The following is a 13,956-nucleotide window of genomic DNA, read 5'->3' as shown; positions in this document are numbered from 1 at the left end:
CATTCGGGGCATGCGCCTTCTCCGGGGCTCCCTGCCCGCCGACCTCCGCGCCGCGCTCCCGCTCGAGCGGGGCGAGCGCGTCCTCGCCCACGCCCCCACCCGCGGCGGCTCGCACGTCGCCGCCACGACGACGGCCCTGCACCTGCCGACCCCCGAGGGCGGGTTCGCCCGCATCCCCTACGAGCGCGTCGACACCGCCGCGTGGAAGGACGGCTGGCTGCACGTCACCGAGACCTCCCGCGCCGCGCACCACGTGCGGCTCACCGAGCCCGGGTCCGTCCCGGAGACGATCCGCGAGCGCGTCACCGCGACCGTCGCCGTCAGCCACCGGGCCGAGCTGCCGGGCGGCGGCGGGGTCCGCATCGCCGGGCGGCGCCCGGCCACCGGCGGCGACGTGCGCTGGACGTTCGTGTTCGACGCGGGCCTCGACCCGGACGACCCGGGCCTGCGCGCCCGCGCCGAGCAGATCCTCGAGGACCTGCGGCGCCAGACGGGCCTGTAGCCGGGCCCCTCAGCCGGGATGGACGGTCGGGCGCTCCTGGTGCTCGGCCTGCTCCGGCACCTGCCCCTTCGCGCCGCGCATGTTCCCGGCCTTGCTCTTCGCGGCCCCGGCGAACTCCTCGCCCTTGGCCCGCAGCATGCCGGTGGCCTCCTGCACGTTCGGGTTCTCCTGCAACTGCCGCGTGAACCGCTTGAGCTGCTCGTAGCGCTCCTGACCGGCCTTCGTCCCGAGGACGTAGCCGATCGCGGCGCCCGCGATGAACGTCATGCGGTGCTTCATGGTGGTTCCAACCCCCGGGTAAGAGCGGATGATGCCGGAGCCCATACCCACGATCGCCGCCGCCACCCATGACACGTGCGCGAACCACCCCCGAGATGCGCTAACCTAGACGCGCCGAGGGGGACCGAAACCCCCGACGCACGCAACGATCCCGCGTAGCTCAATCGGCAGAGCAGCCGGCTGTTAACCGGCAGGTTATTGGTTCGAGTCCAATCGCGGGAGCCGAGGCGGCCACGCCTGCTCGCCGAACCCTTCGGGTTTCGGCTTCGCCGGGGCCCGCAGTGCTTGCTCGGGGGGGCGACCCCCCGGAACCCCCCGATTCTGTCGGGGGGTTTTCTCGTTCGGGGCCTGGGGGCTCGGAAGGGTGCCCCGCCCGGTCTTCTGGACGGGGCCTCACGCTTCTCAGGACGCCCGCGCGGCGATCATCCACAGGGCCGCGGTGAACCGGACCTCGCCGCCGTGCACGTACGGGTCGAACGCCGCCCGCACCGTTCCGACGACCTCCTCGCGCGCCGCCTCGGGCACCTCGTCCATCACCAGACCCAGCGGCCCGAACCGCGTGATGTACGTGACGAGGTCCTTCTCGGGCATGACGCACTCCACGTCGACCGGCCGGACGTCGACGCCGCCCCAGCCGCCGTCCTCGAGGATGCCGCGGACCCTGCCCGCGTCGGCGAACGCGAACTGCCCGGGGGCGTCCGGCTTCCGCTCCGGGATGTCCGGCACCAGCGGCGCCGCCGCGCGCTCGGCCGTCGTCATGAACGGGTTCTCCTCCTCCCCGCGCCACACCACGAGCCGCAGCGCGCCCTCGTCCCGCGTGGCCCGCCGCAGGTTCGCGAACGCCCGCACCGGGTCGCCGAAGAACATGACGCCGAAGCGCGACATCACCGTGTCGAACGACCCCGGCTCGAACGCGTGGTCCTCCGCGTCGGCGCGGACGAACCGCGCCGCGACGCCCGCCCGCTCGGCGCGGGCCCGCGCCGCCTCGACCATCGGCTCCGAGATGTCGATCCCCGTGCAGTCCGACCGCCGCGCCACCGCCACGGTCGTCGCGCCCGTCCCGCACCCGACGTCGAGCACCCGGCCCCCGGCCGGAACCGCCTCGACGAGCAGTTCCTCCATGGGCTTCAAGATCCCGTCCATCAGGTCCTGGGTCTCGACCCACGCCTGCCCCGCGCTCCTGTTCCAGTGCGACGCCTCTTCCGCCACGTCCGCCTCCTTGACTTCGCGATCCATGCCCGACACTCTGCTACTTGAAGTCGACTTGAGGTCAAGATGGATCTGGACATCGCCGAGGTGTCACGGCGCGCCGGCGTCCCCGCCTCGACCCTGCGGTACTACGAAACCAGAGGGCTGATCGCCTCGACCGGACGGCGGGGCCTGCGCCGCCAGTTCGACCCCGGCGTGCTGGAACGGCTCGCCCTCATCGCCCTCGGCCGCGCCGCGGGCTTCTCCCTGGACGAGATCGCCCGCATGTTCGGCCCCGACGGGCGCCCCGACATCGACCGCGAGATGCTCGCCGGAAAGGCGGACGAACTCGACCGGAAGATCGCCGAACTCGCCGTCCTGCGCGACTCCCTGCGCCACGCCGCCGCCTGCCCCGCGCCCCGCCACACCGAGTGCCCCACCTTCCGCGGCATCCTGCACGACGCCCTGCCCGGCGACATCCCCGCGAGACAGGGCCTCGACGCATAGCCACAGGAACCTCGCGGAGGAGTACCGCTCGACCCCGCCCGTCGCATCGCCCCGCTCGGCGAGGTCGAACGCCTCGTGCATCCGCCCGATCGCCTCCCGTCGCAGGTAGCGGACGACGAGGAAACGGACGGGACCGGTCAGCCGTCGCACTTCGCCCAGACCGCCTTCGCACCCCCGTTCAGCTCCCGGACGCCCCACGCCCGCGTCAGCGCGGACACCAGCGGCAGCCCGCGCCCCGACATCGCGGCGTGGTTCTCCGGCCGCACCACCGGACGTCCCGTCCCGGCGTCCCAGACGTCGATGACGACGAGCCCGTCCCGCTCGTCCCGGAACACCCGGACCACGATCGGGCCCGCGCCGTGCCGCAGCGCGTTCGTGACGAGCTCGCAGACGACGAGCTGCCCCGTGAAGTCGTCGGGTATCCCCAACTCCCGGAACACCCCGGACACGAACCGCCGAGCCGCCCCCGGCGCCCGCTCGTCCGCCTCCAGCACCAACGTGGGCACCTCCGGCGCGACCGCCGTACCTGACATACGCGTGACCTCCGTGTCGGAGAATGTGTGAACCACGACACAGAGTCACGCAACGCGCTTACGCTGGGGTGTGTACCGAGCGCACTCGCAACAACACGAGACGTGTGGAGAACGCCCGTGGCGACCAACCCTCCCCCCGACCCCAAGCGCAGCATGTGGGACTTCATTGCCTTCTACCTGCGCTTCTGCCGTAACAAGCGCGGTCTCTCCGGCGAGGCCGTCGGCCGCGTCATCAAGACGAGCAAGGCGACCGTTTCCCGCATCGAGAACGGCGTGGACCGCCTCGACGGGCAACGAGCCGCCCTCCTGGACAAGGAATGGAACACAGGCGGCGTCTTCTCGCTCCTGGTCTGGTACGCCAGCATCGGCCACGATCCCCAGTGGTTGGCCGAATACAAGACCTTCGAGCAGCAGGCCCGCATGATCCGGATCTTCGAGCCGACGCTGATAACCGGCCTCCTCCAGACCGAGGACTATGCCAGGGCGCTATTCCTGGGCGGGGGTGCCTCGGATCCGGACCCGGCGGTCACAGAGCGGGTAGGGCGCCAAACCATTGTCGACTCCGCGTTCGTCATGGTGCTGCTGAGTGAGAGCGCCCTGCGCTGGCCGGTGGGGAGCCCAGAAATCATGCGTGCACAGCTTGCGCACATTCTGGACGTGGCGAGCCGACCCAATGTGGTCGTTCACGTGATCCCGCAGACATTCGCCACAGGGGCTTATCCCGGGTTGGACGGCGGTTTCAAGCTTGTGACCGGCGATGACTTCGGGGAGGTCGTCTACACCGAATCCCTCGGGGGTGGCCGTCTTGTATCGTCGCCAGTGGAGGTCGCGGAGTTTGCGATCACCTTCGCTCGGATCAGTGCCAAGGCCATTGCTGAGCATCAGTCCGCAGCGTTGATCAAGCAGGTGATGGAGGCGTTCGGTGATGACGACGTGGCGCAAGAGCAGCTATAGCGGCACCCAGGTAGGAAGCGAGTGTGTTGAGGTTGCTCGCTTTGCCGAGGAGATCGCTGTACGCGACTCCAAGGCGCCGGAGGCCGGGCACCTTGCGTTGGACCGCCAGGTGTTCCGGGCACTGCTGGCCGCGTTGAAGCGCTGACGCTCGAATCTGTGCGCCGGGTTGGGATGATCGTCGGGTGACGATCGGGGAACTGCCGGATCCGCGTGCGGTGCTCGTGGAGACCGACTGAAACGCGCTGGACAGCGCCTCTTCCGAGCGAGGGCCGGACCATCCGTGGGGGCCGGTGCCGTCCACGCCGGTGGCGTTGGCGGCCCTGGCCTCGGGTGACCGGGAGGCGGTCGCCGGAGCGCTCTTCCACCTCGCGGAGAACCTTCTCCACCAGGGGACGATCTATGGGCAAAGGGGCCCGGCGGCGCTGTACGTCGCCGCGCAGAAGCGCGAGGCGGAGTGGCGCGCGAACTTCCCCACCTCCTCGTTGGCGGACGAGCCGCCGTTCTGATCCGGCGGCCACTCGCGGGTGCGGGGCGGGTTAGAGGCCGATGTTCGCCTTCGGGCCCATGTACGAGCCCGCGCCGGGGAAGCCCGCCTGCGCCAGATCGGCGAACCGCTGGGCGAAGCCCAGGCCCGGCAGGTCGGCGAGCGGGACGAACGCGACCGCACGGACCGGGCGGGTGTCGGCGCCCGCGATGGCGCCGAGCGCGCCGCCCGTGCGGCGGGTCTCGAACGTGATGTGCAGGACGTGGGCGCCGCCGGTCAGGTGGTCGCAGACGTAGAGGAGGCGGACGGGGTCGACCTCGAGGCCCGTTTCCTCGCGCATCTCGCGGACGAGCGCGTCGGAGAGGGGCTCGCCGGGCTCCACCTTCCCGCCGGGGAGCGTCCAGGAGCGGCCGTCTCCGGTGTCCTGGTCCAGGAGGAGGAGCCGCCCGTCCTCGATAAGGACGCCTGTGGCGCGAACCTGCACGGAGCCGTACTCGTCTCGCATGGTGGTTCATGTACCCGGAGCGGTACTCGGGCGCACCGTGTTGTCGGGGGCGGGTGGGAGGGTGGGGGGATGGCGATCTGGGTGGCGAGCCGGCGGCGGGGGGCGAAGTCGCTGGAGGCCGAGTTTCCGGGCGCGGCCGTCGTGGACGTGACGTCGAAGGGCCCCGAGCCCTGGGTGCGGTTCAGCCCGTTCTGGCCGCACGGGGACGTGCCCGTCCCCGGGATGCCCGGGACGGTCAGCGCGTCGGTCGAGGGTGTGTGGCAGGGGCTGAAGGTCTTCGAGGGGGACGACGTCGACCCGTCGAAGTTCCGCGTCACCTCGATGAAGGGGCTCAAACGGACGGTCCGCAGGCACGGGCCCGTGCTCGGGCACCGGCTCGGGGACGAACTGGTCCCGTACGAGCGGGCCCGGCGGGAGATCTACCTGCCCACGTACCGGTGGGTGCTCGAGAACCGGCTGGGCGACCTGGTCGAGCGGCTGCGGGCGACGGGGGACGTCGTCCTGCTCGACTACACGGTCAACGGGGACGTCGCCGACGTGCGGACGCCGCTGTCGCACGCGGCGCTCGTCCGGTCGTGGGTCGGCTCCGGGACGGTCGCCGACGCGGCGCGGAGGGGCCCGGGATGAGCACACCCTTCGGGAACGCCCGCCGTACCGGCGAATACGCGGGTGCGGACATCTCCCAGAGTCCGAGGACGGCTTGGGCCTTCCGGAGCGACGCTCGGCTGACGGGTTCACCCGCGTGGGATGGGGACCTCGTCGTGGTCTTCGACGTGGACGGCGGTGTGCACGGGCTCGACGCCGGGACCGGGGAGAGGCGCTGGTCCCACCACAACGGCCGGGGGCCCGCGACGGTCTCCGGTTCGGCCGTCATCACGCCCACCGGGGTCCTGCACGTCCATGAGGAAGAGATCATCGAACTCGATCGCCGTACCGGCCGGGCGGCCCGGGTCCGGGGCGTCAGCGGCGAGCACATCAGCGCCCTCGACGGCGTCCTGTTCGTGGACGGCGCGAGGGCGGTCGATCTGGTCACCGATGCTTCCCTCTGGCGGGTCCGACGCGGGGGTCTTCTCGCGCCGCCGGCGGTCCACGACGGCGTCCTCGTCGTGGCGGACGGCTTCGCGGGCCACCGCTCCCACGGCGGGGTCCACGCCTCCCGGTACGGGACGGGCGAGCCGCTCTGGTCGGCCGGGGACCGGCAGAACGCCGAATGCGCCGCCCCCGCCCGGGTCACCGGGGACGACAAGGGCGACTGGGAAATCCCCGGCCTGACGCATCCCGTGATCGCCGGGAGCCGCGTGTGGTTCACCCTGCTGCGACGCCACGAAGACGGTGCGGGCCCCCACCCTCAGCCTTGGGACGCCGTGGAGTTCATCGGCTGCGACCTGCGGACCGGTTCCCGGGAACTGACGTGGGCTCCCGCCCCCGGGCGGCACCACGTCGGGCCGTTGAAGGCCCCGGCGTCCACGGACGGCCTGCTCCTGTGCGTCACGGCGACGGCGGCGTTCGACTCCGTCGGCGCCCACCTCGACGCCGGGCCCGACGAGGCGTCGCTGACCGCGCTGGACGCGCGGACGGCCGAGCCGGTCTGGCGCGGCGCGCTGCCGGGCGTCCCGGTCGGCTCACCGGTGGTCGCGGGCGGGGCCGTCCACGCCGTCACCGAGGACGGCACGGTCGTCGCGGTGGAGGCGGCGACCGGCCTGACCAGATGGACGTTCGCGTGCGGCGAGCCGGCGGGCGTCCCGCTGGACGAGGACGCCCTCATGTACGAGGAGGAGCCCGCGCTCCTCGTCCCCGGAGACGGCTCCCTGCTGGTGCAGACCGGGGAGACCGTGCGGCTCCTGCGCTGACGGTCCGGGGGTGCGGGCGGGCCGCGCCCCCGTGATCACTCCTCGGTGTGCGGGCTGCCGCCGGCGACGACCTCGGCGAGCAGGTCCTCCTCGCTGGCGCCGCGCCGCCAGTAGCCGCAGAACGTGACCGACCGGCGGTCGATGCCGCGCTCGTTCACGAGGTGGCGGCGCAGCGACTTGACGACCGACGACTCCCCGGCGAGCCACGCGTAGGCGCCGTCCGGGACGTCGGCGGCGCGGACGGCCTCCAGCAGGTCGGGCACCCAGGCGATCGTGGCGTCGGCCTTGGTGGGCAGATCCTGGCGGTCGTCGTCGTGCGGGACGTGGACGAACACCTGCGCGGGGGTGCCGGCGGGCAGCCACGCGAGGTTCCCGGCGACGGCGGGGAGCGCGGTGATGTCGCCGGCGATGACGACGGGCGCGCCCTCGGGCGGGCGGAAGTCGTAGCCGCCGTTGTCGGGGCCGGTCGGGCCGAGGACGGCGATGCGGGCGCCGGGCCCGGCGGCCGCGGCCCAGTTCGCGGCGGGCCCGGAGCCGCCGTCGAGGTGCAGGGCGAAGTCGATGTCGAGTTCGCCGGGGCGCTGGTCCCGCACGGTGTAGGAGCGCATGATGCCGCGCTCGTCCGGGTCCATGGCGCGCCAGTCCTCGAACCAGGTCTCGGCCGTCCAGTTCTCCGGCATGACGGGGGCGTCCTGGTGCGGGTGCGGGAAGAACAGCTTGATGCGCTGGTCGCGCCCGGCGGACACGAAGCCGTCCAGTCCGGAGCCGCCCAGGGTGACGCGGACCATGGACGGGCCGAGCCGCTCGGAGCGCACCACGTGCAGGTCGAACAGGCCGTAGGGGTGCGTGGGAGTGGTCATGGCGGAGCCTTTCAGCCGGTCTTCTTCGCGGACTCGATGGCCTTGGCCAGGTTCTCGAGGATCGGAGCGCACCCGAGGTAGGAGAAGCGGGGCTCGGCCTCCCACGGGTGGACCTGGCCGGCCTTGACGGCGGGCAGGTCCTTCCAGGACGCCTTGTCGCCGAGGTCCTTCGGCTGGAGGGCCTGGGTGCGGCTGTCGAGGAGGATGACGTCGGCGGCGTAGCGGTCGGCGTTCTCCCAGCTCAGCTCTTCGAAGTAGCCGTTGGCGCCGGGCTTTTCGGGGGTGATGAGCTCGACGCCGAGCTCCTTGAAGTAGATGAGGTCGCAGTTCTTGTCGGGGCTGGACGCGTAGAACAGGTCGGGGCTCGCGGACGCGGCGAGCACCCGGACGCCCGGGTTGGCCTTGACCGCGGCGCGGACCGACTCGGCGGCCTTGTCGAACCGGGCCTTCGCCTCGGTGACCTTGGCGGCGCCGAGGTCGGCGCCGAGTGCGGCGGCGAGGTCGGCCATCCGCTGCAGCGGCTTGGTGAGCGAGACGGCACCGGTGGAGATGGCGACGCTCGGGGCCAGCGCGTAGATCTTGTCGGCGCTCTCGACCGGGACGTAGAACAGCTCGCCGTCGACGAACATGTTGTCGACGAGGAGTTCGGGGCGCAGCGCGGCGTACTTCTCGATGTTGAATTCGCCGAACGCGTTGCCGATGATCTCCAGGCGGTCCACCGGGAGCTCGCCGGCCTGCGGGTCGGGGGAGCCGTCCTGGAGCTTCGTGGGGCCGAACACCCCGACGAGCTGCTCGTCGACGCCGAAGTCGTAGAGGGCGGCGGCCGTCCCGACGTAGCCGACGACGCGCTTCGGGCGCGCCTTCAGGTCGACCTTCTCGCCGCGGTCGTCGGTGAAGGACCAGGCGCCCCCGCCGGAGGACACGCTCCCGCCGTCGCCGCCGCAGGCCGCCAGGACGGCGCCGAGCGCGGCGGCGCCGCTCGCGCCGAGGAAACCGCGGCGGGTGAACTGACGAGCAGAAAAATCAGACATTTCGGACGTAACTCTCAATCAAATAAGATGGTTGTATTGCGCCCCCGATGGTCGCTTAGGTTAACCTAACCTAAGCCGTTGTCCATAGTGTGGGGCCCTGCGCGGCGTCCCCGCCGTCCCCGGAGACCGCCCGTGACGTTGACGCAGTCCCCGCCGGCCGTGCCGGTGGACGTCCCGCCGAGGGGGCCGCGCGGACCCGCGCGGGCCGCCGGGCTGGCGGCCGCGGCGGCGCTGCTGCTGGTGATCGCGCTGCTGAGCCTCGCGGTCGGCGCGAAGCCGCTCTCGCTCGGCGAGGCGTGGAACGGTCTCATCGACCCCGCGTCGGACGCCTACACGGTCGTCCACGAGATGCGGCTGCCGCGCACGCTGCTGGGGCTGCTCGCCGGGACGGCCCTCGGGCTCGCCGGCGCGGTCATGCAGGCGCTGACCCGCAACCCGCTCGCCGACCCCGGCATCCTCGGCATCAACGCGGGCGCCGCCGCCGCGGTCGTCTCGGCCATCTCGTTCCTCGGCGTCGTCTCGTTCACCGGCTTCGTGTGGTTCTCGTTCGCGGGCGCCGGCGTCGTCGCCGTCCTGCTGTACGCGGTCGGCGGCGGGCGCGGCGCCACCCCGGCGCGGCTCGCGCTCGCCGGGTCCGCGCTGAACGCGGCCCTGTTCTCCTACGTCAACGCCGTCCAGCTCCTCGACACCGCGTCGCTGGACCGCATGCGTTTCTGGACGGTCGGGTCCCTCGCCGCCGCGCAGGACTACACCGTCGTGCGGGTCGCCCCGTTCGTCGCCATCGGACTCGTTCTGGCGCTGCTCCTGGCCCGTCCGCTGAACGCCTTGGCGATGGGCGAGGACGCGGCGCGCGCGCTGGGCGCGCGGCCCGCGCGCGCCCGTGGCGTCGCGATCGTCACGGTGACGGTGCTGTGCGGCGCGGCCACGGCCGCGTGCGGCCCGATCGTTTTCGTGGGGCTGATGGTGCCGCACTTCGTCCGCGCCCTCACCGGCCCCGACCTGCGCTGGCTGCTGCCGTACTGCGCGTTGCTGTCCCCGGCGCTGATGCTCGCCGCGGACGTGCTCGGACGGGTCCTGGTGCGGCCCTCGGAACTGCAGGTGGGCGTCGTCATGGCCGTGGTGGGCGGGCCGGTGTTCCTCTACTTCGTCCGCCGCCCTCGCCTCGGCCGGTCCGGGAAGGCCGCCGCATGAAGGAGCGGAACGACCGCGTGCCGCGGTCCGCGGCGGGGGCCCGCCCCCGCGGAAAGGAGGTCTCGTGACGGCCCGCACCGCGCGCACGGCCGTGCTGCGCACGCCCGCCGGGGTCTCGCTCCGCTACCAGCCGCGCGCGCTCGCCGTCGCGGGCGGCTGCGCGGTCGTCGCGCTCGCCGTCGGGGTGCTGCTCATCGGCACCGGCGACTTCCCGATGACGCCCGCCGAGGTGGTCCGCACGCTGCTCGGGCAGGGCGGCCCGGCGGAGTCGCTGATCGTCAACGAGATCCGGCTGCCGCGGGTGGCGACCGGCCTGGCCGTCGGCGCGGCGCTCGGGCTCGGCGGCGCGATCTTCCAGTCGCTCACCCGCAACCCGCTCGGCAGCCCGGACATCCTCGGCTTCACCTCGGGCGCGTCCACCGGCGTCCTGCTAATGATCGTGCTGGCGGGGGGCGGCGGCGCGGCGGTCGCGTCCGGCGCCGTCGCGGGCGGCGCGGTCACCGGCCTGCTGATCTACGCGGTGGCCGGGCGGAACGGCGCGCACGGGCAGCGGCTCATCCTCGTCGGCATCGGGACGGCGGCGATCCTCACCGGCGTGAACGGCTACCTGCTGACCCAGGCGCACATCACCGAGGCGGCCCGGGCGGTGCTGTGGCTGACCGGCAGCCTGGACGGCCGCGACTGGGCCGATGTCGCGCCGCTGCTGGTCGCGCTGGCCGTGCTCGGGCCGCTGGTCCTGGTCGGCTGCGGCCGCGCGCTGCGGATGCTGGAGATGGGGGACGACGCCGCGCACGGGCTCGGCGTCCCGATCGAGCGCGCCCGGCTGATCATGCTGGGCGCCGCGGTGCTGCTGGTCTCGTTCGCCGCGGCGGCGGCGGGCCCGGTGGCGTTCGTCGCGCTGACCGCGCCGCAGCTCGCCCGCCGGCTGAGCCGGGCGACCGGCCCCGGGCTGCTGCCCGCGGCGTGCATGGGCGCGGCGCTGCTGGTGGCCGCCGACTGGGTCGCGCAGAACGCCTTCCCGGGGCGGCAGCTCCCGGTCGGCGTCGTGACCGGGCTGCTCGGCGGCGGATATCTGGTCTGGCTCCTGGTGGCCGAACGCAAGAGGGGACGGATTTGACGATGAAGAACGGGTTTCGTCCCGGCGGGGACGCGCGGCTGTCCGGCAGCGGGCTCACGCTCGCCTACGACAAGCGCACCATCACGCGGGAGCTCGACGTCGTCGTCCCGGACGGCTCGTTCACGGTGATCGTCGGGCCGAACGCGTGCGGCAAGTCGACGCTGCTGCGCGCGCTCGCCCGCATCCTCAAGCCGACCGCCGGGTCGGTCGTCCTGGACGGCGAGCCGATCGCGGGCTGGCCGGCCAAGAAGCTCGCGCGGACGCTCGGGCTGCTGCCCCAGTCGTCGATCGCGCCCGAGGGCATCTCGGTCGCCGACCTCGTCGCGCGCGGCCGGTACCCGCACCAGGGCCTGCTGCGCCAGTGGTCGAAGGAGGACGAGCGGGTCGTCGGCGAGTCGATGGCCGCGACGGGCGTCGAGGCGCTGGCGGACCGCAGCGTGGACGAGCTGTCCGGCGGGCAGCGGCAGCGCGTGTGGATCGCGATGGCGCTGGCCCAGCAGACGCCCCTGCTGCTGCTGGACGAGCCGACCACCTACCTCGACATCGCCCACCAGATCGAGATCCTCGACCTGTGCGCGCGCCTGCACGAGGAGGGCCGCACGGTCGTGGCCGTCCTGCACGACCTGAACCACGCCTCGCGGTACGCCACCCACATGATCGCGATGCGGGACGGGCAGATCGTCGCGGAGGGCGGGCCCGCCGAGGTCGTGACCGCCGACCTCGTCGAGAAGGTGTTCGGGCTGCCGTGCCGGGTGATCGACTGCCCCGAGACGGGCACGCCGCTGGTGGTGCCGGCCGCCCGCACCCGCGCCCCCGCCCCCGTCCTGAGCTGACCGTCCCCGGGCCCGCGCGGGTCCGCGGCGCCGCCGGGACGTCCGCGAGATCGTTGTACGCTCAAAACAATTGTAGGTGTACAACGATCGGAGGGTCGTGACCGAACTCGGTCCGCGCCGGAAACTGCTGGTCCTGGCGATCTGCTCGATGAGCCTCCTGATCGTCAGCCTGGACAACACCATCCTCAACGTCGCGCTCCCCACCCTGCAGCGCGAGTTCGACACCTCGCTGTCCGGGCTCCAGTGGGCGATCGACGCCTACCTGATCGTGCTCGCCTCGCTGCTGATCACGTCCGGCGCGACCGCCGACCGGCTCGGCCGCCGCCGCACGTTCCAGACGGGCCTCGCCGTGTTCGCGCTCGGCTCGGTGCTGTGCAGCCTCGCGCCGTCCCTCGGCTGGCTCGTCGCCGCCCGCGCCGTCCAGGCGGTCGGCGGGTCCATGCTCAACCCCGTCGCGATGTCGATCATCACGAACGTGTTCACCGAACCGCGCGAGCGGGCCCGCGCCATCGGCGTGTGGGGCGCCGTCGTCGGGCTCGGCATGGCGCTCGGGCCGCTCGTCGGCGGGCTGCTGGTCGACTTCGTGGGCTGGCGCGCGATCTTCTGGCTGAACGTGCCGATCGCGCTCGCCGCGCTCGTGCTCACCGCCCTGTTCGTCCCCGAGTCGCGCGCCGAGCGGCCGCGCCGCCCGGACCCGGCCGGGCAGGGCATGATGATCCTGCTGCTCGGCGGGACCGCGTTCGCGATCATCGAGGGGCCGGGGCTCGGCTGGACGCACCCGGCCGTGCTCGGCGCCGCCGCCGCGGCCGCCGCGGCGCTCGCCGCGTTCGTCCGGAACGCGCGCCGCGTCCCCGAACCGCTGATCGACCTGCGGTTCTTCCGCAGCGTGCCGTTCTCCGGCGCGACGCTGATCGCGATCACCGGGTTCGCCGGGTTCGCCGGGTTCCTGTTCATCAACACGATCTACCTGCAGAACGTCCGCGGGCTGTCCGCGCTGCACGCCGGGCTCTACCTGCTGCCGATGGCGGGGACGACGGCGGTGTGCGCCGCGCTGTCCGGGCGGATCGTCGCCGGCCGGGGCCCGCGCCTCCCGCTGCAGATCGCCGGCGCGACGATGCTCGCGAGCGGCCTGCTGTTCGCCGTCGCCGACGCCCAGACGCGGGACGCCGCGCTGTTCACCGCGTACGTCCTGTTCGGCATCGGGTTCGGCATGGTCAACGCGCCGATCACCAACACCGCGGTGTCCGGGATGCCGCGCGCGCAGGCCGGCGTCGCCGCCGCCGTCACCTCCACCAGCCGGCAGATCGGCAGCGCCCTCGGCGTCGCGGTCATCGGTGCCGTGCTCGCCGCCGGGACCGCCGGGACGTCCGCCGCGTCCGCCTTCGCGGCGGCGGCCCGCCCGGCATACTGGGTGGTGGTCGGCTGCTCCGCCGCCGTGCTCCTGCTCGGGACGGCCACCACCGGCCGCCGGGCCGTCCGCAGCGCGGCGCGCGTCGCCGACCTGTTCGACCCCGCCGAACGCCCCGCGACCGGGGCCAGCACCGGAGCGAGCACCCGATGACCCACACCGAGCGCCCGAGCGGCCCCGGCGCCGCCACCGCCCCGGCGTCCGCGCCCGGGACCGATCCCGCCGCCCGCGCCTGGCGGAACCTGCGGCTCGCGATCCTGGAGCGCGGCGACCGCCGCCGCGAGGCCACCGCGGCGCTCGGGATGAGCTTCTTCCGGATGAAGGCGCTGTGCCGCATCGCCGCCGCGCCCGCCCCGATGACGCTGCGCGACCTCGCCCACGAGCTGGTCACCGACCGCCCCTACGCGACCCTCGTGGTGGACGACCTCGTCGGCCGCGGCCTCGCGGAGCGGACCGTCAACCCCGGCGACCGGCGCTCCAAGCTCGTCACGGCCACCGCCGCCGGGCGCGCGGCGGCGGCGGAGGCCGAGCGCGTCCTCAACACCCCGCCGCCCGCCCTGCGCGACCTGCCGCCCGAGGACCTCGCCGCCCTCGACCGCATCGCGGCCCGCCTCGCCGCCGAACTCTGAACCCCCGGCGAACTCCGAACCCCCGGCGGACGAACGGCCCCGGACGCGCGTGCGCCCGGCGCCCGCCGGGGAGGGCGGGCGCCGG

Annotated in this window: 18 protein-coding genes and 1 tRNA gene; 13 read left to right on the top strand and 6 right to left on the bottom strand. The window is 73.4% G+C overall.

The genetic code is table 11. From position 1 onward, the window contains the following. Nucleotides 1–10 precede the first annotated feature (10 nt). The gene (locus DMH08_RS03205) at nucleotides 11–502 is read left to right on the top strand and encodes a hypothetical protein (RefSeq protein WP_125611595.1); all 492 of its coding nucleotides are present in this window, start codon (nucleotides 11–13) and stop codon (nucleotides 500–502) included. A gap of 9 nt (nucleotides 503–511) precedes the next feature. Here DMH08_RS03205 and DMH08_RS03200 read toward each other — a convergent pair whose 3' ends face one another. After that, a complete protein-coding gene (locus tag DMH08_RS03200; RefSeq protein WP_034521293.1) occupies nucleotides 512–781 on the bottom strand; it encodes a YtxH domain-containing protein in 270 nt (89 codons plus the stop codon). Nucleotides 782–930: 149 nt separating this feature from the next. Here DMH08_RS03200 and DMH08_RS03195 point away from each other — a divergent pair. Beyond that, nucleotides 931–1,003 (top strand) — tRNA-Asn (locus tag DMH08_RS03195). Between the two features lie 180 nt (nucleotides 1,004–1,183). Here the strand turns inward: DMH08_RS03195 and DMH08_RS03190 are convergent. Then, a complete protein-coding gene (locus DMH08_RS03190) occupies nucleotides 1,184–2,017 on the bottom strand; it encodes a class I SAM-dependent methyltransferase (protein ID WP_125611593.1) in 834 nt (277 codons plus the stop codon). A gap of 39 nt (nucleotides 2,018–2,056) precedes the next feature. Here DMH08_RS03190 and DMH08_RS03185 point away from each other — a divergent pair, with 39 nt between their 5' ends. Further along, nucleotides 2,057–2,476: a helix-turn-helix domain-containing protein gene (locus DMH08_RS03185; protein WP_026405621.1), complete on the top strand. Its 420-nt coding sequence runs from the start codon at nucleotides 2,057–2,059 to the stop codon at nucleotides 2,474–2,476. Between the two features lie 137 nt (nucleotides 2,477–2,613). Here DMH08_RS03185 and DMH08_RS03180 read toward each other — a convergent pair whose 3' ends face one another. Beyond that, nucleotides 2,614–3,009: an ATP-binding protein gene (locus DMH08_RS03180; protein ID WP_125611591.1), complete on the bottom strand. Its 396-nt coding sequence runs from the start codon at nucleotides 3,007–3,009 to the stop codon at nucleotides 2,614–2,616. Between the two features lie 117 nt (nucleotides 3,010–3,126). Here DMH08_RS03180 and DMH08_RS03175 point away from each other — a divergent pair, with 117 nt between their 5' ends. From DMH08_RS03175 to DMH08_RS03165, 3 genes are all read left to right on the top strand, one after another. After that, nucleotides 3,127–3,963, top strand: coding sequence for a Scr1 family TA system antitoxin-like transcriptional regulator (locus DMH08_RS03175; protein WP_125611589.1), 837 nt, complete (start codon nucleotides 3,127–3,129; stop codon nucleotides 3,961–3,963). Beyond that, complete coding sequence (locus DMH08_RS03170) at nucleotides 3,935–4,108, top strand: DUF397 domain-containing protein (protein WP_125611587.1); 174 nt, start codon at nucleotides 3,935–3,937, stop codon at nucleotides 4,106–4,108. Before DMH08_RS03175 ends, DMH08_RS03170 begins: the two co-directional genes overlap by 29 nt. Nucleotides 4,109–4,268: 160 nt before the next feature. Then, on the top strand, nucleotides 4,269–4,469 hold the full coding sequence (locus DMH08_RS03165) for a hypothetical protein (RefSeq protein ID WP_125611584.1): 201 nt from the start codon (nucleotides 4,269–4,271) through the stop codon (nucleotides 4,467–4,469). A gap of 30 nt (nucleotides 4,470–4,499) precedes the next feature. On the opposite strand, the gene DMH08_RS03160 is transcribed toward DMH08_RS03165, so the two are convergent. Next, nucleotides 4,500–4,952, bottom strand: coding sequence for an NUDIX domain-containing protein (locus DMH08_RS03160; RefSeq protein WP_125611582.1), 453 nt, complete (start codon nucleotides 4,950–4,952; stop codon nucleotides 4,500–4,502). A 69-nt stretch (nucleotides 4,953–5,021) separates the two neighbouring features. Between DMH08_RS03160 and DMH08_RS03155 the strand changes: the two genes are divergently transcribed. Then, nucleotides 5,022–5,579, top strand: a complete 558-nt coding sequence (locus tag DMH08_RS03155) for a DUF6939 family protein (protein WP_125611580.1) — start codon at nucleotides 5,022–5,024, stop codon at nucleotides 5,577–5,579. Continuing rightward, the gene (locus tag DMH08_RS03150) at nucleotides 5,576–6,802 is read left to right on the top strand and encodes an outer membrane protein assembly factor BamB family protein (RefSeq protein ID WP_125611578.1); all 1,227 of its coding nucleotides are present in this window, start codon (nucleotides 5,576–5,578) and stop codon (nucleotides 6,800–6,802) included. Before DMH08_RS03155 ends, DMH08_RS03150 begins: the two co-directional genes overlap by 4 nt. 35 nt (nucleotides 6,803–6,837) lie before the next feature. Here the strand turns inward: DMH08_RS03150 and DMH08_RS03145 are convergent, their stop codons facing one another. Next, nucleotides 6,838–7,662 (bottom strand): siderophore-interacting protein, encoded by an 825-nt coding sequence (locus DMH08_RS03145; protein ID WP_026405623.1) that lies wholly within the window; start codon nucleotides 7,660–7,662, stop codon nucleotides 6,838–6,840. 11 nt (nucleotides 7,663–7,673) lie between these two features. Beyond that, nucleotides 7,674–8,693 (bottom strand): ABC transporter substrate-binding protein, encoded by a 1,020-nt coding sequence (locus DMH08_RS03140; RefSeq protein WP_026405624.1) that lies wholly within the window; start codon nucleotides 8,691–8,693, stop codon nucleotides 7,674–7,676. A 132-nt stretch (nucleotides 8,694–8,825) separates the two neighbouring features. Between DMH08_RS03140 and DMH08_RS03135 the strand changes: the two genes are divergently transcribed. From DMH08_RS03135 to DMH08_RS03115, 5 genes are all read left to right on the top strand, one after another. Then, a complete protein-coding gene (locus DMH08_RS03135; protein ID WP_026405625.1) occupies nucleotides 8,826–9,884 on the top strand; it encodes a FecCD family ABC transporter permease in 1,059 nt (352 codons plus the stop codon). Nucleotides 9,885–9,948: 64 nt separating this feature from the next. After that, nucleotides 9,949–11,001, top strand: coding sequence for a FecCD family ABC transporter permease (locus DMH08_RS03130; RefSeq protein WP_125611576.1), 1,053 nt, complete (start codon nucleotides 9,949–9,951; stop codon nucleotides 10,999–11,001). 2 nt (nucleotides 11,002–11,003) lie between these two features. Next, nucleotides 11,004–11,834 (top strand): ABC transporter ATP-binding protein, encoded by an 831-nt coding sequence (locus DMH08_RS03125; RefSeq protein ID WP_125611574.1) that lies wholly within the window; start codon nucleotides 11,004–11,006, stop codon nucleotides 11,832–11,834. A 97-nt stretch (nucleotides 11,835–11,931) separates the two neighbouring features. Next, on the top strand, nucleotides 11,932–13,395 hold the full coding sequence (locus tag DMH08_RS03120) for an MFS transporter (RefSeq protein WP_026405628.1): 1,464 nt from the start codon (nucleotides 11,932–11,934) through the stop codon (nucleotides 13,393–13,395). Further along, nucleotides 13,392–13,871 carry a MarR family winged helix-turn-helix transcriptional regulator gene (locus DMH08_RS03115; protein ID WP_125611572.1) on the top strand — a complete coding sequence of 160 codons (480 nt, stop codon included), beginning with the start codon at nucleotides 13,392–13,394 and terminating at the stop codon, nucleotides 13,869–13,871. Before DMH08_RS03120 ends, DMH08_RS03115 begins: the two co-directional genes overlap by 4 nt. Nucleotides 13,872–13,956 lie beyond the last annotated feature (85 nt).

It is taken from the genome of Actinomadura sp. WAC 06369 (assembly GCF_003947565.1).
Classification (GTDB): domain Bacteria; phylum Actinomycetota; class Actinomycetes; order Streptosporangiales; family Streptosporangiaceae; genus Spirillospora; species Spirillospora rifamycini.
This window is presented reverse-complemented; position numbering and strand designations above follow the sequence as displayed.